Raw genomic sequence first — 24,051 nt, forward strand, 5'->3', positions numbered from 1 at the left:
TTTAGTAAAATACTTAAAGCCTTTATATTAATTCGTTTATTTTTAAATATATGATGCAACATAAAGGCTTTTAGGTAAGATAGAAGATATGGATTAAAATACAGAGATAAGGTAATGCGATCTTTACTTGCTTTAACTATGTCGGCACTCGCTCTAAGCGGGTGTGTAACCGAAAATAGTTATAACGGCAGTGACAAACCCGTCGTCGAAAATAAAATTAATAATATAGGCGCAGCGCGAACGCGCATTGCTCTAGCATTACAATACCTAAATACAGGCAATAATTCTCAGGCTAAATATAATCTAGAGCGTGCAGCCGAATTTGCACCAAATTTACCAGAGGTTCATTACTCTCTAGCTTATTACTATCAACAAGTTGGTGAAAATACACTGGCCGATAAAGCCTACCAAAAAGCACTCGCCATAAAACCAGACGATCCAAATACCTTAAATAACTACGGTGTATTTTTATGTGGTATAAATGAATACGACCGAGCCACTGATCAATTTTTAAAAGCAATAGAAATCCCTAGCTACATTCGTGTTGCAGAAAGCTACGAAAATTTAGCTTTATGTGCCATTGAGTTTAACGATTTTGATAATGCTGAAAGTTATTTTAAACAAGCCATGAACCACAGCTCGCAAAGAACGTCTACTTTAATCAGTTTAGCTGCACTGTTTTATGCTAAAAGTGATTTACACAAAGCAAGTGAGCTTTTAAAGCGTTATGACGATACAGGCAAAGTTTCATCTCGGGCTTTAATGCTTAACTATTTAATAAAAAATCGAATGGGTAAAATAGAAGATGCAGAAAAAATTGCGACCACTATTTCACAGACCTACCCAACGAGTAATGAAGCATACGTAATTCGAGAGCAAAAAGTACGGTTAAGCGAATTTGAAATTTTAAGAGAAAAATACCGAAAAGCTAAACTTGATGAATTACAAGAAACAAGTAATGGTGGACAAATTAGTGTTAAACCAAAAATAAAAATCACCCGGAAAAAACACATTGCTAGAGATAATTCAACAAGCTTAGTTACCAACGATAACAAACGCATAAGTTTAGCACCCCAAACTCAAATGGATAATGCAAGTTCAGTTATTGCAAGTACTGTTAATCCAATTAATAAAGGAAATACTTATACAAGCGCTCCCCCATCATCTATTTCAGAAAAAGAAACGACACCAACAGTAACTAGTTCAAGTAATAAAACCGATACATCGGCTATCATGCTTGCTTTAACAACTGGTCATAATTTAACTAATACGATGCAAAAAACGGTCGCCGCTCCACAAGTACCTAAATCACAAAAACAAGCCGAAAAAACATTAACTAAACCAAATGACAGCATTAAAATAATTTCTTTTGGCGCCCCTAAAGATGCAAACTTTAATTCGCAGCAAACTCCCCCTGTAATAAAGGCTCCTATAGAACAGAATGATTCTGATGTTGTTTTTTACACTGCAACGAAAGATACTAACGTGTTTGCTGAAAGTAGTCGCCAAAATAATAATGACATACAGTTTAAGAGTTATGAGGCAAGTGAACACATTGAACCACCAATGCTTAACCCTAAAGTACCAACTTTAAGCATCCCATTTCATGTAATTCAATTCGGTGAAAACCTATTTAGCATTTCGGTGCGATACAATGTTAAACTACAAAAACTTCTACAATGGAATGGTTTAAAAGAGTCGGATCGGGTAATGAATGGAAGTAAAATTTACCTAAACGATCCTAATGTTTATTACGAAATTAAAGCTGGCGACACCCTTTACGAAATAGCTACCCAGCGGCGTGTATTAATTGATCAATTAATGCGATGGAATAAATTAAGTCCTGACATAGCACTTACGCCAGGGCATAGACTTTTACTAGTGGATCCAGACTCATACACATTATGAATGAAGACAATACGCAAACACAGAGCGAACAACCAACGGTTGGTCAAATACTAAAAGCACATCGTGAGCAAGCGAATGTGAGCATTGAAGCAATTGCTAAGCCGTTAAAACTATCTGAACTACAAATAAAGCGTCTTGAAAACGATGAATTTCAATTACTCGGTCCTATTACGTTTGTAAAAGGTTATATTAAAAACTATTGCCGAGAATTAAAAGTTGATTGCACGCCTATTCTAGCTATGATGCCAGCCCCACCTGAGCCGGCTAAACCCGCGAACATGCAAAGCTTTTCACGCCGAACGGAGAAAGAAGCCAATGACAGCCGATTAATGTTCGTGAGTTATATTATTTTAGCGATCGTCATTGGTTCGTCTGCACTTTGGTTTTGGCAAAATGCCACGCCAATTGAAGAACAAACAAGTAATATTAATGTTGAGAACTCAATTATGAGTGAGCGACAAGCAGCACAATCTCCTTTTTTTGAACAAGAACAACAAGCAGATACTAATAAAACGGTACAACCGCAAAGCGAAACATTAAATGATTCAGTAGAACAACCCGTAGAAACAGTAACTACTGATCTGGATAAAACACCAGGTATAAGTACAATCGTGATGAACTTTAACGATGAAAGCTGGGTTGAAGTTTATGACGGTGAGGGTGAAAAAGTAGCTTTTGGTGTTAAAAAAGCAGGCTACCAGATGACGGTTAGCGGTACTCCTCCTTTTTCTGTTGTACTAGGTAAGCATGACGTTGTAAGTATTACCTTGGATGGTGAGCCTATCGACATTTCGGCTTTTCCTAAAAATCGTTTAGCTAAATTTAAATTACCACTAGCAGAGTAGTCGCTATGTTTTCAGAATCTCCAATTAAACGCAGAAAATCAACTCGTATCAATGTAGGTAATGTACCTATTGGTGATGGTGCACCGATTGCAGTGCAATCAATGACCAATACCGATACCATGGACGTAGATGCAACCGTGGCACAAATTCAGGCAATACAAGATGCCGGTGCCGACATTGTGCGTGTATCAGTGCCAACAATGGATGCAGCAGATGCATTTAAAAGTATTAAAGAACAAGTCACTATCCCTTTAGTAGCCGATATTCACTTTGATTACCGTATAGCCTTAAAAGTGGCAAAATACGGCGTAGATTGCCTACGAATAAACCCAGGTAATATAGGCAGCGAAGAACGTATTAGAGCCGTGGTCGATTCAGCTCGCGAGCATAACATTCCTATTCGTATTGGTGTAAATGGCGGCTCACTTGAGCGCGACTTACAAGAAAAATACGGCGAGCCTACACCTGAAGCCTTATTAGAATCAGCAATGCGCCATGTAGATATATTACGCCGCCTTGATTTTGACCAATTTAAAATATCAGTAAAAGCATCAGATGTATTTTTAGCCGTTGGTGCGTATCGCTTACTTGCTAAAGAAATAGACCAACCACTGCATTTAGGTATTACCGAAGCAGGAGGCATGCGCTCAGGTTCGGTAAAATCAGCCGTTGGTTTAGGTATGTTACTTGCTGAAGGCATTGGCGACACACTACGAGTATCACTTGCAGCCGACCCAGTACAAGAAATCAAAGTAGGCTTTGATATTTTAAAATCGCTGCGTATACGCTCACGCGGTATTAACTTTATTGCCTGCCCTAGCTGCTCACGCCAAGAGTTTGATGTAGTTAGCACCATGAACCAGCTTGAAGAACGCCTTGAAGATATTATTGAGCCTGTATCGGTTTCGGTAATTGGTTGTGTTGTAAATGGCCCAGGTGAAGCACTCGTTAGTGATATAGGTCTTGCGGGTGCAAACCGTCGTTCTGGCTTATATATTAATGGCGAGCGTCAAAAAGCACGTATCGATAACAATAATATTGTTGAACAACTCGAAGGTTATGTACGTGACTTTATAGCCCAAAAGCAAAACCAAACACCTATCGACATAAAAATAGTCGAATAAATACCGTATTTAGTGGCAAACAACGCTGTTTGCCGTTGACCTTTATAGCAAGTGGATACCCAAACCACCTCAAAATACAGAACTCAGCGTTTCACAGGGATTTAATATCAAGGCGTTACTTTGCAAGTATGGCAATCGCTCTTAAAAAGTAACAACGATGAGAGTAAGTGCCTGTGAACCGCCCAATGGGTTGGTTTTAAAGCGATTTATACTGCGTTATTGATTTTAACAATAGAACCTCTATTATTTGCAATCAATGCCTTGCCTAAATCGCTTTTAATTCCAACTGAAAGTCGCATCTTGGGGTAGTTTGGGTATATAATAGCGGGTCAATTTTTAGCATTCTTGTTGTGTAAGCATTTTTTATTACACATAAACAGCATTTAGGATTTATCAGTGGCAAAACAAATTCAGGCAGTTCGCGGTATGAACGATTGTCTGCCAGGCGACACACAAGTTTGGCAGAAAGTAGAAAGCATTTTACGCGAGACAGTAGCATCGTTCGGTTATCAAGAAATTCGTTTTCCTATTGTAGAATCAACCGACTTATTTAAACGCTCTATTGGTGAAGTAACCGATATAGTAGAAAAAGAAATGTACACCTTTGCAGATCGCAATGGCGACTTATTAACACTGCGTCCTGAAGGCACCGCTGTATGTGTGCGCGCAGGTAACGAAAATGGATTATTATATAACCAAGAGCAGCGTCTTTGGTATATGGGACCAATGTTTCGCCATGAACGCCCGCAAAAAGGTCGTTACCGCCAGTTTCACCAATTTGGTTTAGAAACATTTGGTATTGCCACAGCCGATATAGATGCCGAAGTTATTTTATTAACAGCGCAACTATGGGAAGCATTTGGTATTACTGAGCACGTACGCTTAGAGCTTAACTCATTAGGATCTAACGAAGCGCGCGCCGATTACCGTGATGCATTAGTAGCTTACCTTGAACAACACATAGATGTGCTGGATGAAGATTCAAAACGTCGTATGTATTCAAACCCATTACGCGTACTTGATAGCAAAAACCCAGATGTACAAGCCATATTAACCGACGCACCTAGATTATCTGAGCACCTAGATGTTGAATCAAAAGAACATTTTGAAAATTTATGTGAACGTTTAGACGCTGCAGGCGTCTCATACACGGTTAATGAAAAATTAGTACGTGGTTTAGACTACTACAACCGTACCGTATTTGAATGGGTAACCGACAGTTTAGGCGCACAAGGCACTGTTTGTGCAGGCGGTCGTTACGATGGTTTAGTTGAGCAACTAGGTGGTAAAGCAACCCCAGCGGTTGGTTTTGCAATGGGCCTAGAACGTTTAGTATTATTGCTACAGGCTATTGAGTGTGTGGGTGACATTCGTCGCAATGCTGATGTATATTTAGCAGCGATGGGCGACAAAGCAAGTATTCAAGCACCTATTATAGCCTCTGAACTACGTCGTGACGTAGCCGGTTTACGTGTTATGGTACATGCTGGCGGCGGTAACTTTAAAAAACAATTAAAACGTGCTGATAAAAGCGATGCACTTGTTGCTGTTATTATCGGTGAAGATGAATTAGAAAAAGGCGTTGTGACTATAAAGTACTTACGTGAACGTAAAGAACAAGTCACATTAGAATTAGAACAAGCTAAAACGCTATTAGCTGAGCTTATTAACGGCTAAGCTGACATTAGAGGTAAACATGGATATACATTCAACAGAAGAAGAACAAGCAGAAGCCATTAAACGTTTTTTCCGTGAAAACGGCGTTTCACTTGCACTAGGTATAGTTGTTGGCTTGGGTGGTTTGTATGGCTGGAAAGCGTATAACCAAAACCAAATCACAACAGCTGAGAAAGCATCAAACTCTTTCACTAAGCTTGTTGAAGGTGATGATGTATTATCTTCAGCAGATACGTTTATCAGCGAAAATAAAGACACAAACTATGCAACATTAGCCGCATTTGTTGCTGCTAAAGATGCTGTAGATGCGCAAAAGTTAGATGTAGCAAGCGAAAAACTGAGTTGGATCGTATCTAATGTGCAAAATACAGAACTAAAAGCAATTGCTATTACACGCTTAGCCCGCATTCAAATTGCACAAACTAAATATGACGATGCATTAAATACATTAAATGCACCATTACCAGAAGCATTTAACGCAAACGTTGCCGAGCTTAAAGGCGATATTTACGCTCAGCAAGGTAATAAAGATCATGCTCGCACTGCTTATCAAGCAGCTGTAGATGCAGGTGGATTAACCAGTAACCCACTATTACAAGTTAAGTTAGATGACCTAGCAGTAACTAGCCCAGCGGCTTAAGGTTTTAGGCATGAGAAAATTAACGACTGCAACCCTTGCCCTATGTATGGCAACACTGATGGGTTGTTCATCAAGTGATGATGAAGACGAACTAGTACTTCCTGAAATTGTAAACCAGTTTGAAACTGACGTTGTTTGGCAAGAATCAGTTGGTGACGGTGTAGAGCATTATTTCTCTCGACTAACGCCTGCTATTTATAAAGATACTGTATACGTTGCTAGCCGTGAAGGCCAAGTTGAAGCACTTTCGCTTACGAATGGCGACACAAAATGGGAAACTGACGTGCGTCAGGATTTATCATTTTGGCCATGGAGTGACAACGGTACAGCAAAATTATCAGGCGGTATTTTACAAGCTTATGGTAAGATTTATATTGGCTCTGAACATGGCTTCATTATAGCCCTTGACCGTGAAACAGGTGAAGAAGTTTGGCGTAAAAATGTACCTGGTGAATCGCTATCAAAACCAACTGCTGGCGATGGCTTAGTTTTTGTTAATTTAGCGTCTGGTAAATTATTAGCGTTACACCCAGATACAGGTGAGCAGCGTTGGAGCTTTGAACAAGAAGTACCGCCGCTAACATTGCGCGGACAAAGCTCGCCAACCGTTGCTAACGGTGGTGTATTAGTTGGCCTTGAAACAGGCAAGTTAAACGTTTTGATTTCAGAAAGTGGTTACTCAGCATGGAGCGCAGAAATAGCGGTAGCTAAAGGTGCATCAGAGTTTGAACGCCTAGTTGACGTAGATACTCAACCACTTATTAGCGGCCCATACGCATATGCTATTGCTTATAATGGTAACTTAGCCGCTATTGATATTCGCTCAGGTAATATTGTCTGGAAACGTGAATACAGTAGCTACCGCGATATTGCAATGGATGCACAAAGTATTTATGTAGTAGATAGCGATGGTGTTATTTACGCATTGGATAAAGATTCAGGTATTGAACGTTGGAGCCAACCCGCTCTACGTGGTTGGTACTTAACAGGCCCTACAGTTGCGGGTAGCCATTTAGCTATAGGCGACCAAGAAGGTAACCTGCATTGGTTAAATAAAGAAACTGGCGAGCTAGTATCTCGTGAAGACTTTGACAGTTCAGGATTTTTTATTGAGCCTGTTGTTGCCGACGATAAACTGATTTTATACACCCGTGATGGTGAAGTTAGTGCGGTTAAAATACCGAACTAACTTACTACTATTAGTATAACCTGCTAATAGTTAATTATTTTTTGTAAGGCTTCGCACTGCGAAGCCTTTTGTTGTTTTTTAAAGAGGTAGTTTATGCTTCCCGTGATCGCTCTAGTTGGGCGACCCAATGTGGGCAAGTCCACATTATTTAACCGTTTAACACGTACTCGTGATGCGCTCGTAGCCGATTTCCCTGGTTTAACACGAGATAGAAAATATGGCCAAGCTAGTTATGATGGCTATGAATTTATCGTGGTAGATACGGGTGGTATTGATGGCTCAGAAGAAGGCATCGAAATCGAAATGGCAGATCAATCTCTGCTAGCCATTGAAGAAGCCGACATTGTTCTGTTTTTAGTAGATGCTCGTGTAGGTATGACCGTAGCTGACCAAGCAATTGCTAATCACTTACGCAAGCAAGATAAAAAGTGTTTTGTTGTTGCCAACAAAACCGATGGTATTGATGCAGATTCAAACTGTGCTGAATTTTACCAATTATCATTAGGTGAAATCCATCATATTGCGGCATCCCATGGCCGTGGTATTACGTTATTACTTGAGCAAACACTTCAGCCGCTTATTGCTGAATTAGCTGCACAAGACGAAGACGTAACAGGCGATGACGAAGAGCTTATTAATCTTTACGAAGAAGATGAAGACAGCGACACCGATCACCAGGCATTTGCAGACAAACCTGTAAAGCTTGCCATTATTGGTCGCCCTAATGTTGGTAAGTCTACACTTACTAACCGCATACTCGGTGAAGATCGCGTAATTGTATACGATATGCCAGGTACAACACGTGACTCTATCTACATTCCGATGACGCGAAATGAAAAAGAGTATGTGTTAATTGACACCGCAGGTGTTCGTAAGCGTAAAAAAGTAAGCGACGTAGTTGAGAAGTTCTCTGTAATTAAAACGCTTCAAGCAATCGAAGATTGTAACGTTGTGTTATTGATTGTTGATGCTCGCGATGGTATTTCAGATCAAGACTTAAGCTTGCTTGGCTTTGCCCTTAACTCAGGTCGTTCATTGGTTATTGCTGTGAACAAATGGGATGGCTTAGACGATTACGTTAAAGATCGTATTAAATCAGAGCTCGATCGCCGTTTAGGCTTTATTGACTTTGCACGCCTACACTTTATATCTGCACTACACGGTACAGGTGTTGGTCATTTATTCGAATCTGTTGACGAAGCGTATGAGTCTGCAACTAAACGTATAAGTACTGCAATGTTGCGTCGTATTATGGACATGGCTCAAGCCGATCACCAGCCGCCACTTGTTCGTGGTCGTCGTGTTAAGCTCAAATATGCGCATGCCGGTGGTTATAACCCACCACGTATTGTTATTCACGGTAACCAAGTTAAAGATTTACCAGATAGTTATAAACGCTACCTGATGAACTACTACCGTAAAGCGCTTAAAATTATGGGCACCCCAATCAAAATTGAATTTAGAGAAGGTGAAAACCCATTTGCTGGTCGTGTTAATAAAGTAACACTGTCGCAAAAGCGTAAAATACGTGCATTTGCTAAAGAAAATCGTAATAAATCTTAGAGCTGTGAGCTAGCCTCTATAGTAAAAGTCGAGCCTTAAACATGTTTGTATTAAGGCTCGGTTAACTTCAAAGATAACTGCAATTTTATTTTTTATCAATTAATATACAAGTCACCAATTATTTCGCCCATTCTTTGTTTCATCAAGCGTATTCTATCTTTATGTAACGTTCTCGCCAAACCGATTCGATCACTAGCAATTGCAATCAATAAATATAAAGACCTGCTCATTCCCTGCACTGACAGCCTTCGATTTCTCACATCAACATTCTCGATATAATGTTTTTTTATGTCCTCAAAATGCGAATAAATTAGAGTTAAATCTTGTTGTTCAGGGTATGATTTATCTGCACACCAGCAAGTTAAGTTAATTGTTATTTCTTTGTTAAAAATATCTGAGATTCCAATTGCGTACATCTGCTTTTTGAGTAAAGGGTGAATAACCCTGATAGTAGAACCATCCAGCGAATACTTTAAATATTTTATAGCATCCAAAGAAAAGTTCTTATCAATAGTATTTGACTCTAATACCTCAACGTTATTATCTATGACTTGTACCAAAAAATTATTGTAATCACCATCAGAGCTTAGGTTGAGCTGTATAGGTAAAAACAAATAATAACCTATAGAAACCAAAATCCCACTTATGAATATGCCTAAAGCGTATTTTTTTCTACTTATAGATGACATATAAATTCCATTTACGGGTTTATAACTAAATTAACTGGATATACAAAAATGGTATTGTCTGAACCATCTTTTAACAAAATATCGAGGCCGATTTCCTCGTTATCCAATATAGAGTCAGCTAAAATCTCGTAAGTTAATTTCATAGAATTCTCGCTAATGAAAGCTGCGCTAACTGTATTAATTTCAGTACCATTCGGCACTTGAGAAAATTGACTAAAAATGTTCCTTACCTGAGACATAAGCTGTTTATTTTCAGTCACTACAACTTCGAAAGTCGTATTTTGCCCAGTGAGAATGTTCACGACTATTCTAGGCGTACTCGTATCAACTACAATAGGGACATACTTAATTTTTGTTTCACCATTATATTTAGCACTAACTTCAATTGTATGATTGCCCTCGTCGAGAACCAGCTCATGAGAAAACGTACCATCACTGTATACAGTTACATTATCACCATTAATTTCAACTAGTGCCGAAAGGTGATTAACAATCCCTTCAATAAACACTTTATTTGAATTAATCTTCTCATCATTGCTGGGAGAAGTGACAGTTAATTCAAGCTCTAGCTTTTGTTCATCAACTACAGATACAGTAAGCGGTATTGTTTTTGTTGCTATTATTTTATTTTCTGAATCATTTAAAGAAAGTGACAACACCGTTGAGTGCTTTGAAACAGGCATTGAAACGCTAGCACTAAATTGATAATCAAAAGCGACCCCCTCACTATTAAAATAAACTCTTACGAACTTAAAACTTAAACCTTCTGGCAGCTGTGAGAGATTATAAGAATAAGCAGTAAGCTTTGACTTTTGCTCATCACTTAAAACCATAGTTGTACTTTGTACCAAGCTATCGTTACCTTGTGTAACTTCAATTACTTCATCTTCAATAGCTTCGTTTATAATTACAGATACAGTCTGATTCACTCGTTCTAAATCGTTATAGGCAACAATATTAAGGTTATGCTCCCCATAATCCAACACAATAGCATGTAAAAACTCACCAGATACATTAACTGAGACCTCCTGATCATTAATGGTTACAAAAGCACTCGCATCAGATACAACCCCTGTTATGGTTATATCATTACGATCAAAAGTACTGTTATTTGCTGGTGATGTAATCATCAAAGATAAAGGCTGCGGGAGAACCTCAAAAGAAACTTCCTTAGAAGCAGACTGAAAGCCGTTGTCAGCATTAATGAGAACTTGATGAGCTCCTTCACTGAAAAACAAAGTTTTAGCAAACTTCCCTTCATCATCAACAATAGCTGTTTGACCATTCACTGTTATGTTAGCTAAGGGGTCATTCACCTTTCCAGAAAATACCACGCTAGGCTCTGATAAAGCAGCATTTTGTACTGGGCTGGTTATTGTTAAATCTAAGTCGCCGAGTAAAACATTAACATGAAAAGTTGTTATGGCTTGTTGTTCTGTATTGATTGCAGTAACGGTTACAAAGTTAATTCCTTCAACTAAATTTAATTCATATGAGAAATTGCCTATATCGCTTACAGCCGCTGGGCTCCCGTTTATCTGAATTAATGCGGATGGATCATTTACATTGCCTGTAATAGTATAATTGAGCGTATTTATCCTTTGATTCTCATATAGATTATCTAATTTTACTTTTAAGCGCTCAATGCCTACATAAATTACTAGATCTAAAATATCTGAGTGAATAACAACTCCAGAGCCATCGATTAAATCTATTTTTACTGGGACTGTATAAATTCCAGCTTCAACAGAGTCATCAATATTTACTGTATATTCAAAAACAACAGTGTCCCTAGGTTGACCCTCTATTCTTTTATAATTAACGTCTACATTTACCCCATATTTAGGAGAGTTTATATCTCTTCTATAACTGCTAAGTTTTGATACAACTTCATTTGTAGTTTTTAATTTCCGCTCTATCGATTTGCTAGTACCGTTAACTACCTCAACATGTGTTTTCTCAGGGACAACAAGGTTAACTGATATTAACTTTCTAGATTCCCCAAAACTATTTTTTGCTACAATTTCAATATCATTTATACCTTCAACTAAAATATAGTTAAGAGAAAAAGATCCAATTTCAAAATCAATATCGTGCTCATGTCCATTAACGGTCAAGTATGCATTTTTATCATCAACTGAACCCAATATATATATGTTTTTTTCCCTTGTTTGATAGCTACTGGATTCGGGAACTTCTATAGTAATGTTAGGAGGACCATATTCAACGGAAAAATTGACAATCTTTTCAGTTACTCCAGCATCATTTTTCGCACTAATAACTAAATGATGTTCGCCTTGAGAATAGGCTGCTCTATGATAAAAATACCCATCACTTCCGACCTCAACCTTTACCCCATCAATCAATAACTCTTGAATAGGAATAGCTTTATCAATACGCCCCTTAAGCTCAACGTCCTTCATACCATCATCAAACAATTTATAAACTGAGTTTTGAGTAGGTGCTAAAATCTCGAATGAAGGTCGTGGCATAGGGTTGCGTATAACTGTTAAAGTTTTTTGAACGACTTGATCATTCAAAGTAGCATGCGCTTTAATAATAATTTCATTCTCGCCAAGATGAAGTGGCACCTTTAGTACATGATGTAGACCATCCCGAGCTGGCCAGCCATAATCCGAAAGAAACTGTTTAGTTGTTAGATTATCATTTATATATACTTGTGAAAGGTTATCATTTTTAATTTCAACTTTAACTTTAACCTCTGAAAGGAAAGTTTCACTATTGAGGGCTGGTTCAATGACATCAATAATTGGTACCACATTTGGGCCTGACACAACATCTACATACCGATAAATATACACCTCATTAGAGATTGGCAAACCATAACTGCTTAAATTAACATTATGAGATATACTTTGTGAGCCGAGAGCAGCCCCTCCCTCATTTGTTTCAAGACCTAATGTGATTTCGCCAACATATATACCATCAAGGTTACGTTGTTCTGGCCCCATTTGATACCAAGAGCCCATATTTATAATAGGATAATCACTGGTTCTTTTTTCTCGACTCCACACATTCCCAGGAGTATTGTAAGTCACTAATTCATATTGGATATTTTCTCTAAACTCTTGCCCTGACTGCAGGGTATAGGCCAAATGTTCATACTCTAAGTTAAACTGTGTGGTTAATGAGTCCCCGTTAGCATTAAACACTTCTAATACATAGGGTTTATCAGAAAGTTTAAAAGCTCCTGCTAGCAGAAGGTACTCATTTATCCCATTATTTAAAGTGCTTCGTTGCACGGCTACATTTACGCCGTTAAGTTTTGCACTAGAGGGTATAAAGTTTGCTGCAGAGGCAATCAAGGTCGTTTTGTTGGTGTGAATTTTTTCATTTTCACCGTGGTTCCATATATAGAGTTGTGGCTCTTTCCCGATCTCCACATATTCAACTTTGTAGTGTACATTTTGATAATGAACTTGTTCACCAGATTTATTATAAACCCGAATATATCCAGATGTGTCAGCTGTATCACCAACAACCATATTAGATTGAAAGATTTCATAAGGAAACTCAACTAACACAGTTCTTCGAGATAACTCATCAACACCTAAATCTTTAATAACTTTGCTCGCCCCCATTCGACCGTAAGCGCCATAACTAGAGGAAGCGTTATCTGGGACTGGTGCTTGAAATAAACCAAGGTCACGATTTCTCAGCCAGCCTAAATCAAAGGTAAATTGGTCTGCTTCACTATATACGACCTCATCCATAGTAACCCAAACTTTTACGCTACTTGGCATAATCGTTTTTAATTTTAGAGTTTGTTTATCAAAGTAAACGATCGCAATTAGTTTTTGGCTGGTGTTATCCATAAATTCAATATCAACAACGATAAAGTTACGGCCTTCAATTAGAGGGTTAGAGTACTTTATTGCAAGATTTATGTCGCTTGCATCAGTCATTGATTGCCAATCACCATTATTGACCCTCGCTCTTTTGATTACTCCATCAGTCGCCACGTTAATTACAGGTGTATATGTATACAAGTGCTCACGGTCTACTAAGTTTGTAAAACGTGCAGTATATTTTTTTCCAATTACATTTAATTGATATTCACTTACTTTACCTTCCACTTCCGCAGTAATATTCAGCCAATTAGTTCCAGCGGAAATGGGAACATTAATTGAGAAGTTTATACCATCGACTAACGCATCAATACCATTTACTTTTAGCTTCGCCCCCTCATTAGAGACAACACCTGAAAGTACGATATTACTTCCTGAAACATGCTGATTATGACTATGTGATGTAACAAATATTTGGCTATACCCTTCTGGATAGTAGTCTAATCGATATACTTCATTATTGATGATCCCTTCTCTAACAATCTCAAAAGCTAAGTAATTTCGACCAGCAGAAAGGTTAATTGGAATATCAAAAAAATCATTATCGAGACTAATGCTTTGCCCTTGATAATTAAGACTTTGTGCTTCAATCACATAGCCTTGAAACCTAATATCTGCGTCATTTACAACTTCACCATCCGAATGTGAGGTAACAAACATAGCTCCCCCACCATTTTCTTTAAGCAGAGTAATGTTTACCCACACGTCATCAATATGAGTCAACGAGCCATATGCATCGGTTACTTTAACTGGGATTGCAAATTGATGAGTACCGTATTGCAGATTAGTATTAATTGATCTGAAATTCATTGTAATACTTGGTGTTAAGCTTTGGTCAGCACTAACAAAGGACGCATAAAATCCAACTTTATCAAGATCAGGATAATAAGTTTGGTAACGTTCTGCTTTGATTGTTTTATCTTTCCCTAAATAAGTTACATATTGAGGAGATATCGGTAATTTTTCATCACTAAAGATTACCGACTGAGGTAACTTTACTTGCTGAGAAGCTCCTGCAGGAAGAGTCACTGTAATAGGGTAAGATGTAAGATGAACATTTTTTTCAACTTTAACGCCATAGTCACCATAAAGAGCGACTGTAACTACGTTATCTCCCTCTGTTAACTGTATTGGGTATACAATAAACATACCGTCCTTTAATATACCTTCAACGCCATTGGCTACAACACGTTTAGCTCCTTGGTAGCGGCCTGCTATTGTAATAGACTTTGCACTTAAAGACTGTCCACTTTGGTGAGAAATCACGTCAAAAGTTGGCGGTATTACATGCTGTATAACAAACTCTAAATAGATTGGAGAGCCATTCTGGTCTCGCCCTTTAACAACAACTAAGTTTTCACCTTCTTTTAATGCAAAGTTTTCTAAGCTAAAACGCCCATCAATAACATCTACCGCAACCCCATTAACCAGAAGGACACCACTTGCTGTATCAATAAAACCACTCAAATTAATGCTTGAGGTTGTAACTACTTTTATTCCATCAAAGTTATCTATAGATACACCGAACTGATTCAAAATAGGTTTTTCTATTGTAAAGGGTGATATAACGTCTAACTGGTAACCTTGCAACACGCTAAGAGAAAAGTTTTCTCCTGATAACTCACCATCTACAAAAGCAGCTGTTTGACGCAGTCCTGAGTGGGCATTAATTCCTGTTATCGATTTAACTTTATCTTGACCATATTCTTCTAATAATTTAAAGGCAGTATCACCATTCGTAACACAAGGTAGCGACGTAAAATTAACCCCAATAGCCAAATCTAATGACTTGCAAGCCACTGCCACTGATTCGGGGAGTATATATTGTGTCAATGAGTCAACGATTACAGCTTTATACTCATTAAGGTCGAAATTAGTACCCACCCAGGCTTGCCCATCGAACGTAAATGTCTCGGAAATATTACCTTCTAAATCAATTGTGGCAAGCCGAGTTACAAACTCAGCACCACCCAATACCTCAACTAAATCTGATGCCTTCTTTGAAGTTAACCCTTCAATTGGGTAGTAAATATAGTTTTTACCTTTCAACAATTTAAGGTTTGGAATTAAAATACTGCTTCCTTGAGACACTTCCTGTAAATTACTAAACCCATCGTTATCAAAATCAGCCTCGCCATCACTTATAATATCTGACCACGAATATGCATCTTTTGGATCTGTATACAACTCATTTGACTCAACTTCGTTAGGAATACCATCTCCATCCATATCCTCATCACAAAGGTCTCCAATAGAATCACCATCGATATTGCTTTGATCTTCATTGTGAATCGCAGGACAGTTGTCATTAACATTTAAGATGCCATCTCCATCAATATCTTGTGGTGATATATCACACGCATCCCCTACTCCATCACCATCACCGTCAATTTGCTCTATATTACTGATAAATTGACAGTTGTCATTTTTAATAAAGGCACTACCCGCAACGAGTAAATTTAACAGGTTGCTGTGATCTGATGAACTATAAGCAGCAAACGCAGAACCATCATCTGATGATATAAATATTGTTTTCCCTTTTTGCGGAATGTGACTTGGTACACGAATATTAATAGACTGACTATCCGTAATGAGTTTTAATTGGCTATTAGGTTGGTTAACAATAACGCAATCACAACTTTCACCATCTAAAATCGAAATCAACTGCCCCAACTTCCCTTCGTCTTCAGGTGACAGCTCACTTGCATTAAACCTGTGCAAGCTCATATCAAATTCGCCTAAATAAATTTGCTCATTATCGTCAAATGTTTGTTTAGCAAAATGAATTTTTGCGTTCGAATTTTTGGCAAATGACAAATTGATGCTTTCAACCGACTCAAGACGGTATAGAGTCAATGCAATATTTGACGACTCTCCAGCTTGCTTGTAATCTAAAACGGTGTCATTGTCATCGTCCTCATCACATACATCACCTCGCCCATCCTCATCGTTATCTTTTTGATGTGGATTACCTAATAATGGGCAATTATCAATGACATCACCAATTAAGTCAGCGTCACTATCTTGTTGATCTGAGTTTGCAATCAATGGGGCATTGTCTTCATAATCATCTACACCATCATTATCATCATCGTCATCACATGCATCCCCAAAATCATCGCCATCTGTGTTTACTTGATTAGCGTTAGCTAATTCAGGGCAGTTATCATTTTTATCAAAAATGCCATCATTATCTAAATCAATATCATAATCAGGGTACTTAGAAGCGTCATTTGGATCATACCCCAAATTAATTTCATCTGCGTCAGTATAACCATCGCCATCACCATCTACTGCTAATGCATCTGTTTTATATACAAATAACTCTTGATAATCACTCAATCCATCATTATCAGTATCAACTCTTAAGGCTGAGGTACCAGCAATCTTAACTTCCTGATAATCATTAACCCCATCACCATCGGTATCAGCCAAATTAGACTGTGTTCCCAACTGAAATTCCTCTAAATTAGTAAGTCCATCACTATCCAAGTCAAAAGACGCATCATCACCATGAACATTTAAGCCATTTTCAAGCTCGTACCAATCTGGAATACCATCAGCATCGGTGTCCTTAGCACTGTTTAAAGTAATAGTTTGAGGGAGTATTTGTAAGCGACCTAATTGCGAATTCTCTGCCATCGCAAACCCTTCGTTTACTAAACCAGTTACGGCATGACCCTGAACCTCAACGTTAGAGCGCAGCATTGAAATATGTTTATCTCCATCTGCAACATTCGATAAACTAACCGCAGCCATATTTTCAGGAAGAGAATCTCCCACCACGTGAGAAAGAGGATAAACGGCACCAGGAAAACTAAAATACATTAATTTTCCAGCAGGGCTTTGCTCGCTTTCGTTTTCAATATAAGCAGCCAAGGTGTCGTTTAGCACAATATCTTCTCTGCTCATCGTTTTAACATGGAAAAGCGCACCTGATTCGGGCAAAGCATGGCTTTGCCCACTATTATCTAGCTGCTCTATACGAATATAGTAATGAGTATCAGGTGTTAAACCATAAACTCGCGTTCTAAATAAGCCCTGCGCCAACATTTGCTGCTTAATATTACTGTTTTCAGTATATGTAAATTGAGATGAACTGACACGTGTATCAACTAAGTCGCTACCTTTTGGATCTAAGTAAACTTTAACACTACCAGTGGAGTCTGAAGGGGCAGCCCAAGCCACTACAAACGAGCGCGTATTTACATCTGATATTTTAACACTCGTATTATGAAGTTCGGCTGCCAAAACAAACGAGCACATCAACCAAAATATAAGTGTGGTTATTAAAAGTTTAATTTTCATCGTTTCCCTACTCCTGACACTGAATTGACGTTGGATATGTAAACGAACAACTCACTTCAGTGGCTATATTCCCCGCCGAATCCGCAATGCCCAATTTGATAGTATTAACTCCATCACTTAGCGTGGAAGAATTAGGCTCGTAAATTAGTTGAAAGTGCTCAGGTGAGCTGGCTATAACATCATCGTTTAGGTGTGAAATTTGATGGTGTTCAAGCCAAAGTCTTGCATAATTTGGCGCTTGATTTAGTCTTAAGCTGTCTTGAATATTTTGTCCATTAATCACTGAACCGTCTGGCATAGTGATATTTAACTTGTCTAAGTCAATTCCACTTACAGCTTTAATCCCTGGGTATACACTAGTACTACCGTTTGTCCCTGCAAAGCTATCATCTATAACAAATGATAAACTAATAGGCTGAGGATAAACCCAAGCAACACCTGTTAAATCTTTAACATAAGACTCTTTAGCAACATCCCACCATAAAATGTCAGGCTTTAAATCAGGTTGGCTACTAGGTGGTTTAGGAGCTACTGTCGTTGAACCCACTAGTACGCCGTGTGAGAAATTAGGAATAACCGCTTTTATAACCACTGGCTTTCTTGTGCTGTAATGTCCAACATTGTTAACATTTACTGCACCTTCTCTTTCCCTATAAGCACGTGATTGAAATACCCCACTACAATAGGGTATTTCGTTAGTATATTTAACCTCTTCACAACTTAGGAGAGTATCAACTGCTTCAATCTCGACTCCCATGTTTTGTTTACCTAATACACTAAAGTGAATTTCATCTCCTTTAGACAGAATCCGTCTGATTTCTGAAAAATCACTGCGATTGATATCGTAAAAAACAAATGCACTTTCATAATGCTTCCATCCATAATCTTCAACGTTTCCTGAATAACCTCTTCTGATAGAAATATTATTTAATTTTACCCTGTCGCTCCCAAGGACCTGAGATGGATCTACCTTAAGGTTTCTCATAAAACCATGTGGCTTAAAAGTAAAGGGCTTTGTAAGTGGCTGACCTATCAAAGCACTGTCCGTTGAACGCTCAAGTGCTAATATAGGCCCCATATCTACATCAAGTTTAAAGCTAATATTTTGACTACCTACTTGCAGATTTAATGAGTAAGCCTCTGCTAATCCAACCGTATCTTTATTACCAAATTCATCGATTGTTGGGACTACCAAGCCAACACTAATTGATCCAAGCCAAATTCCACGTTCGTTCGTTTGGTGACCAGTTAATTGGGCACCATCAATATACCCAGGAGTAATTTCAATACCAGAATCAGGGGTTGGTGATAAAACTGTTACTTCGGCGTTTGCAACTGGATTACCAAAGCTGTCTTTAACTTGTAGCCCTAAACTATTTATCCTTTGAGTCAATAATGTTCCCTGTAAATCGTTTGCTCTACTTGATGTAACAGTGGTTATTCGGCCAGCCTTCACATCAACAGTAAACACAACAGGAGCAGACTGACCGGGAACAGACATCATGATGACCTGCGGTGACTTCACCAGAGTTTCATCTAGGTCACTTACGTCTTTATTCAAGTAAAGCTTTTCGCCCAACTTATGAAAAACCTCTACTTTTCCGCTGGCATCGGATTCAATTTTTATGCGAGTTTGTGAAGTTTCTCCACTTTTTCCACCAAGCTTTCCACCACCAGAAATGACTAACCATTCAACAGGCACGCCTTTAACTCCATTCCCTTCATCATCTAAAAAAGTAGCACGCCATGGCTCTGGTAACTCAGCACCCACAGGGCATTTACTGCCACAGTTTTGCTCTGTTTTATCAATTTTTATTTGTGCTATTGGCTCATCAATTACTTTTACATCTAATGTAATGGGCTCAATATCGGGAAAGCTAGGTACCTTCACCACAATTTGAAAGTCTCTAGTTAAATCAGGTACTGCAACACTTGCGCCAATTAACCCATAATTGTCTGATTTAAGTGTTTTCAGGTAAGTATCACCCGCAGCCACTTGCGGAGAATTTTGAATACGGCTACTCATTGGTTTGGTGCTTGGAGTTGAAAGAGCATTCGCCAAAATATTAATGTCTTTACTACTGGGTGTACTTTCAACCACTCTTTGAGAAAGAACCACATCAGCATTGGTCACTGGCTGTCCGCGCTTGTCAGTAACAAGTAATAATATTGCTTGCTTAAGCTCAGTGCCCTTTACCGCAACTTGCGACTCTCCCATTAATGCTGATGTTCTAGCAGCCCCCTGAGGAGCATCTATAGAGATAGACAACTTATAAGCACCAACCGACACAGCCGAAACGGCAATGGTATAAATTCCTGTTTCTTTAATTTGGTAATTTTGCAGGTTAATATCGCCTTCACTCGAAGACGCACTGCGTTTAATAAGCAAGCCTCCATTGGGGTTAAGTAATTGTAGACTGAGCCCTGGCTGACTATTTAAAGGGCTCACATTAATATTCACTTTAGAGCCTTCGAGTGCAACGAATGTATAAACATCCTGTTCGCCAAAGGCACTAATATTACCTTTAACTTCCATGCCGGATAGTAATTGATTTATATCATCTTCTTTCTCTTCTTGCTCTCGGGCTTTTACAGCTAGTGGCACACTATTACTTGTTAGTTCATTTGCACTTACCGTGAGCAAATATTCACCTGCCTTTATATCACTTGGTATTTGCACTAAAAGGGAGTCATGGGAAGCACTCTGCACGGCTAAACGTTGCCCGCCTATCAATACAATATTTTGATCTGGGTCAGCAATAAACCCTTGTCCCGATATTAAAACATAATCTCTCGGTAGTGCTGTACCTGGAGAAATATAGTTTATAACTGGAGCCGAAACATCAACTTTTGAAAGCTTAAATATGCCATTGTCCGCCAACATGCGAATTTCCACAGCAAAGCCATGCTGTACAGCAAACTTATCACCAATAACTTGGTCACCTTGGTAACGGGTTTCTAAATGTTGTTTTTTTGCAGGGTCATAGTAACGTATGCTCTCAATGATCTCGCTAGAACCTATCGCCTGAATAAACTGGTAAGAGTCCAAATTTGCAGGTGGGCAGGTAATCCCGACAAGATTTAAACCTTTTTTTAGTTCGAACTCATGGCAATAGGTAGCCCCAGGGAAAATCAATTCACCATCGGTGTCACTGCTGATTAAATAACCTTCCCCCTCTTGAATATCGAACTGAATGCCTTGCGGCTGACCGTCTAACATAAAAGCAAATTCAAAACCGCCCGTATTGCGGTTAAACCTCTCAATTCGGTTCACTTCAATAAACACCGATAACTGCTGCAATAAATCGTGCGATGTTAAACCAAAAGGCACATTTTGCGGATACCCAAAATAATTAAGGCCTTTTTTTAGGTCAAACTTAAATTCACTGGTTACTTTTTCATTAATATAAAAATCTATATCGGCTATATCCGCCCCAGCCGTGACATCAAATAACTTAGGTTCCTCTGCTTCGGTTTCATAAGATGACTCATCTAAATCAAAATATTCGCGGTCAAAAAACGTGTTGTCCGGCGGATTAACAACTGATACCAGCCGCTCAGCTTCTAGCCCTGGATGTGAAGCATCTAGAGGTTCAATTTTTAAAAAATACTGACCTACTGGTAAAAATAAACGATACTCACCACCGATTAAACTGTATGTACCCACTTCTTTTTCTAAAGTTTCACTGTTTACAGCATAAACATGTGTACCGCTTACCGTTGTGCCGGTTACACCATTTAATACTTTACCTCTTATAGTACCGTAACGTTGTTCAACTTGAGGCGCCTCCATATAGCTTGCCAAAGTAGAACTATCATCATTTTTTATAATTGCGCCTCGCGCTAAATCGTGATCTGCGGCAGGGTACATCACACTGTGCTCAATAGAGCTGTGTTGCAAACCAAGACAGTGGCCAATTTCGTGCAGCGCTGTATAATGGAGCAGTTCTGGAGAAAAAGGTTTGGCCCCATCAAAAAAATATCAGCATTAAAAATGGTCCCTGCCGGATACAAACCTACTGGAATATCACCTTCTCCATCACCATTTAAATCATAATTATTTTCCGTAATCATAATTTCTTTATTAAAAGTAGAAATACTGCAAATAGCTAGCACACTCTCTGGGAAGTTAAATTCATTATTTACAAACGAAACAACATTTACTCCATCAATATTGGTAGATAATTGACTACCAGCTCCTTCTCCTGATTGCTGAGTAATACCTTGATATTCAAACGTAACATTACTATCTGGAAGAGTTTGCCAGGCTAAAAATGCACGTTGTAGCTCTTGCTCAACCACGCTGAACTCTAATGGTGAATAACCGCGCTCATTCAAATGCCATTTGTAAGGTAAATTGTTTTGATGCCATAGTTGTGGCACAAGCTGATTTGATTCGTTTAATATGTAAGATGGACTTCCAGCAGACACAGAAATAGTAACCAACATAAGAAGTCGGCAAATCCAATTTGCAGTTTTCATAAACTACATCCTTTTTAGTTGATACAATCTTGACTTTCAGAGAGTTGTTTTAAGTAAGATTGCTGTGCACTGCCAAGCAGCTCAAGCCCATTGCGTGGTGAAAGAGTTAACTCACACAAATATTGCAGCCTTAACCATTGTGCTTCGGTGCCAGTTTTTATGGTCGAAAAGTTGATTACTAATTCAGATAAAGGCTGCGCGGGATCCCACCAAGTAGTTAAAACAATATACTCTTCCATGGCCGTTGCGGGCGCTTCAGATAAAACTAAATTGGCAAGATTAAAAATACTTTTACCAAAGCTCGCTGTAATAGCAATTGGATACTTACCTAACTCAGGGATCGCTAATAAATGCTGGCCAAACTCACGATTTTCACTTGGCGCAACAATATAAGGTAATTGCTCACTCAAAAGCATTTGCTGAACAGTCGGTAAATTAATTGTTATGCCTTGACTATTAAGTGTACGCAATGAAGCATTCACTACTTGCTCGTCTGCCCCAAGTTTAAAATGAGTAACAGGGATGCTGTCATCTTGTAGACTAACAGCATCAATAAATATCATTTCACTGCTATGGGGTGTCGTATTAAACTGTAAGTATTTTGTCTGTGCAGCCAATGGCAAAGCACTAAACAGTGCAATCAGCAAGAGCAAAACTATTATTTTTTTTATCATAACTCATTTACTTCCTTGTTTGTTTTTGCAGGTATTTTTTTATCTACCGGGGTTTTATCCTGCACTTTAACTTTGGTATTTTCGTCTTCATCAAGGTCGTAAATTTTAACATCTGGTTGCTGTTTTAAACTGGCAATACCCGTTGCCCCAAGAGCAAGTTTTTGTGCATCAATTCGCCTTACAACAAATTTATCGGTAAAATTAACCTTATTAATTTTTTCATGTGCTAAATGAATCACTTTCCCTGTTGGTTGTTTTACTTTTTTTAAGCCTTGAGCATAAGCGCGCTTTGCTTGACTAAAATAATCTTTATTAAACTTTGCTTGTTGCGCTTTAGCTTGCTCCATACTGATAACTTCAACGTGCTGGTTTCTCATTAAAATATCAAGAGACTGCACCGCTTTTGACTCCTCAGCACTCACCATTTTTACGTTTGTACAACACGTAAGCACGCCTATTAACATTAAGTTACGCATCGTCTTTTCCTTGTTTAGCCAGCTTATCTGCGAGCAACTGCTTGATCCTTGCTTTAGCGTTTGGCAAAGTTAGCGCTTCTTGCTGCAGTACAGCTTTACCTACCACATCAGTCGTCTGTTTTGCGCGTAATACATTAGCGTGTTGCGGTGAGCTTTTTGACACTTTTAGCTGTTTAAAAGCTGGTAAAACAACATTATCAGTACCCATTCCTTGCACTGCCACGACTGAATTTTGCCCCTTTACCAGCTGCTGTTGCCCTAACGGGTCAGTGCGGGTAAAAAATATTGCTTCATCCCCTTCTTTTAGCGTTACTTGATGCGAAATAGTCTGTGATATAGCCACTTTTAAAACAGGATGAACAGCAGTACCACCCGCTTGTGTAATTACCAGCTCACTTTGAGCAGGTTTACCTAACGCACCCGCCATTAAGTCATCGCGCACTAAAACTTGATGGTAAGTCACTACTTTACCGTCAACCCACTCACTGCTTTTAAACATAACACGCCCTTGCACAACATTATCGGCAAGCTTAATTTCTTTACTAAAGTCATTGGCAGAACTTGCAAAGCTCAGTATTAGTATAATAACCAAGGTAAATGCTCTCAT

Annotated in this window: 14 protein-coding genes; 7 read left to right on the top strand and 7 right to left on the bottom strand. The window is 38.7% G+C overall.

Going from position 1 to position 24,051, the window contains the following annotated elements:
- Nucleotides 1-114: 114 nt before the first annotated feature.
- From pilW to der, 7 genes are all read left to right on the top strand, one after another.
- The gene (gene pilW, locus P20495_RS00295) at nt 115-1,908 is read left to right on the top strand and encodes a type IV pilus biogenesis/stability protein PilW (protein WP_008139554.1); all 1,794 of its coding nucleotides are present in this window, start codon (nt 115-117) and stop codon (nt 1,906-1,908) included.
- Nucleotides 1,905-2,753 (top strand): RodZ domain-containing protein, encoded by an 849-nt coding sequence (locus P20495_RS00290; protein WP_007377439.1) that lies wholly within the window; start codon nt 1,905-1,907, stop codon nt 2,751-2,753. The genes pilW and P20495_RS00290 overlap by 4 nt, the downstream gene beginning before the upstream one ends.
- A gap of 5 nt (nt 2,754-2,758) precedes the next feature.
- Nucleotides 2,759-3,877: a flavodoxin-dependent (E)-4-hydroxy-3-methylbut-2-enyl-diphosphate synthase gene (gene ispG, locus P20495_RS00285; RefSeq protein WP_008139556.1), complete on the top strand. Its 1,119-nt coding sequence runs from the start codon at nt 2,759-2,761 to the stop codon at nt 3,875-3,877.
- A gap of 396 nt (nt 3,878-4,273) precedes the next feature.
- On the top strand, nt 4,274-5,554 hold the full coding sequence (gene hisS, locus P20495_RS00280; RefSeq protein WP_008139559.1) for a histidine--tRNA ligase: 1,281 nt from the start codon (nt 4,274-4,276) through the stop codon (nt 5,552-5,554).
- Between the two features lie 19 nt (nt 5,555-5,573).
- Nucleotides 5,574-6,194 carry a tetratricopeptide repeat protein gene (locus tag P20495_RS00275; protein ID WP_008139561.1) on the top strand — a complete coding sequence of 207 codons (621 nt, stop codon included), beginning with the start codon at nt 5,574-5,576 and terminating at the stop codon, nt 6,192-6,194.
- A 10-nt stretch (nt 6,195-6,204) separates the two neighbouring features.
- Complete coding sequence (gene bamB, locus P20495_RS00270) at nt 6,205-7,383, top strand: outer membrane protein assembly factor BamB (protein WP_008139563.1); 1,179 nt, start codon at nt 6,205-6,207, stop codon at nt 7,381-7,383.
- 93 nt (nt 7,384-7,476) lie between these two features.
- Complete coding sequence (der, locus tag P20495_RS00265; protein ID WP_033016533.1) at nt 7,477-8,946, top strand: ribosome biogenesis GTPase Der; 1,470 nt, start codon at nt 7,477-7,479, stop codon at nt 8,944-8,946.
- A 95-nt stretch (nt 8,947-9,041) separates the two neighbouring features.
- Here der and P20495_RS00260 read toward each other — a convergent pair whose 3' ends face one another.
- From P20495_RS00260 to P20495_RS00230, 7 genes are read right to left on the bottom strand one after another with little or no spacing between them, the layout of a single operon-like run.
- Nucleotides 9,042-9,635, bottom strand: coding sequence for a hypothetical protein (locus tag P20495_RS00260; protein ID WP_008139567.1), 594 nt, complete (start codon nt 9,633-9,635; stop codon nt 9,042-9,044).
- 11 nt (nt 9,636-9,646) lie between these two features.
- A complete protein-coding gene (locus P20495_RS00255; RefSeq protein WP_008139568.1) occupies nt 9,647-17,812 on the bottom strand; it encodes a thrombospondin type 3 repeat-containing protein in 8,166 nt (2,721 codons plus the stop codon).
- A 7-nt stretch (nt 17,813-17,819) separates the two neighbouring features.
- A complete protein-coding gene (locus tag P20495_RS00250; protein ID WP_083829725.1) occupies nt 17,820-21,713 on the bottom strand; it encodes an IPT/TIG domain-containing protein in 3,894 nt (1,297 codons plus the stop codon).
- A complete protein-coding gene (locus P20495_RS00245) occupies nt 21,683-22,294 on the bottom strand; it encodes a hypothetical protein (RefSeq protein WP_008139571.1) in 612 nt (203 codons plus the stop codon). Before P20495_RS00245 ends, P20495_RS00250 begins: the two co-directional genes overlap by 31 nt.
- Before the next feature lie 14 nt (nt 22,295-22,308).
- Nucleotides 22,309-22,968 (bottom strand): hypothetical protein, encoded by a 660-nt coding sequence (locus P20495_RS00240; protein WP_008139572.1) that lies wholly within the window; start codon nt 22,966-22,968, stop codon nt 22,309-22,311.
- Entirely contained in the window at nt 22,965-23,444 is a 480-nt protein-coding gene (locus tag P20495_RS00235) for a hypothetical protein (protein ID WP_008139573.1), read from the bottom strand. Before P20495_RS00235 ends, P20495_RS00240 begins: the two co-directional genes overlap by 4 nt.
- The gene (locus tag P20495_RS00230) at nt 23,437-24,051 is read right to left on the bottom strand and encodes a hypothetical protein (protein WP_008139574.1); all 615 of its coding nucleotides are present in this window, start codon (nt 24,049-24,051) and stop codon (nt 23,437-23,439) included. Before P20495_RS00230 ends, P20495_RS00235 begins: the two co-directional genes overlap by 8 nt.

Source organism: Pseudoalteromonas sp. BSi20495 (assembly GCF_000241185.1).
Taxonomy (GTDB): Bacteria; Pseudomonadota; Gammaproteobacteria; order Enterobacterales; family Alteromonadaceae; genus Pseudoalteromonas; species Pseudoalteromonas fuliginea.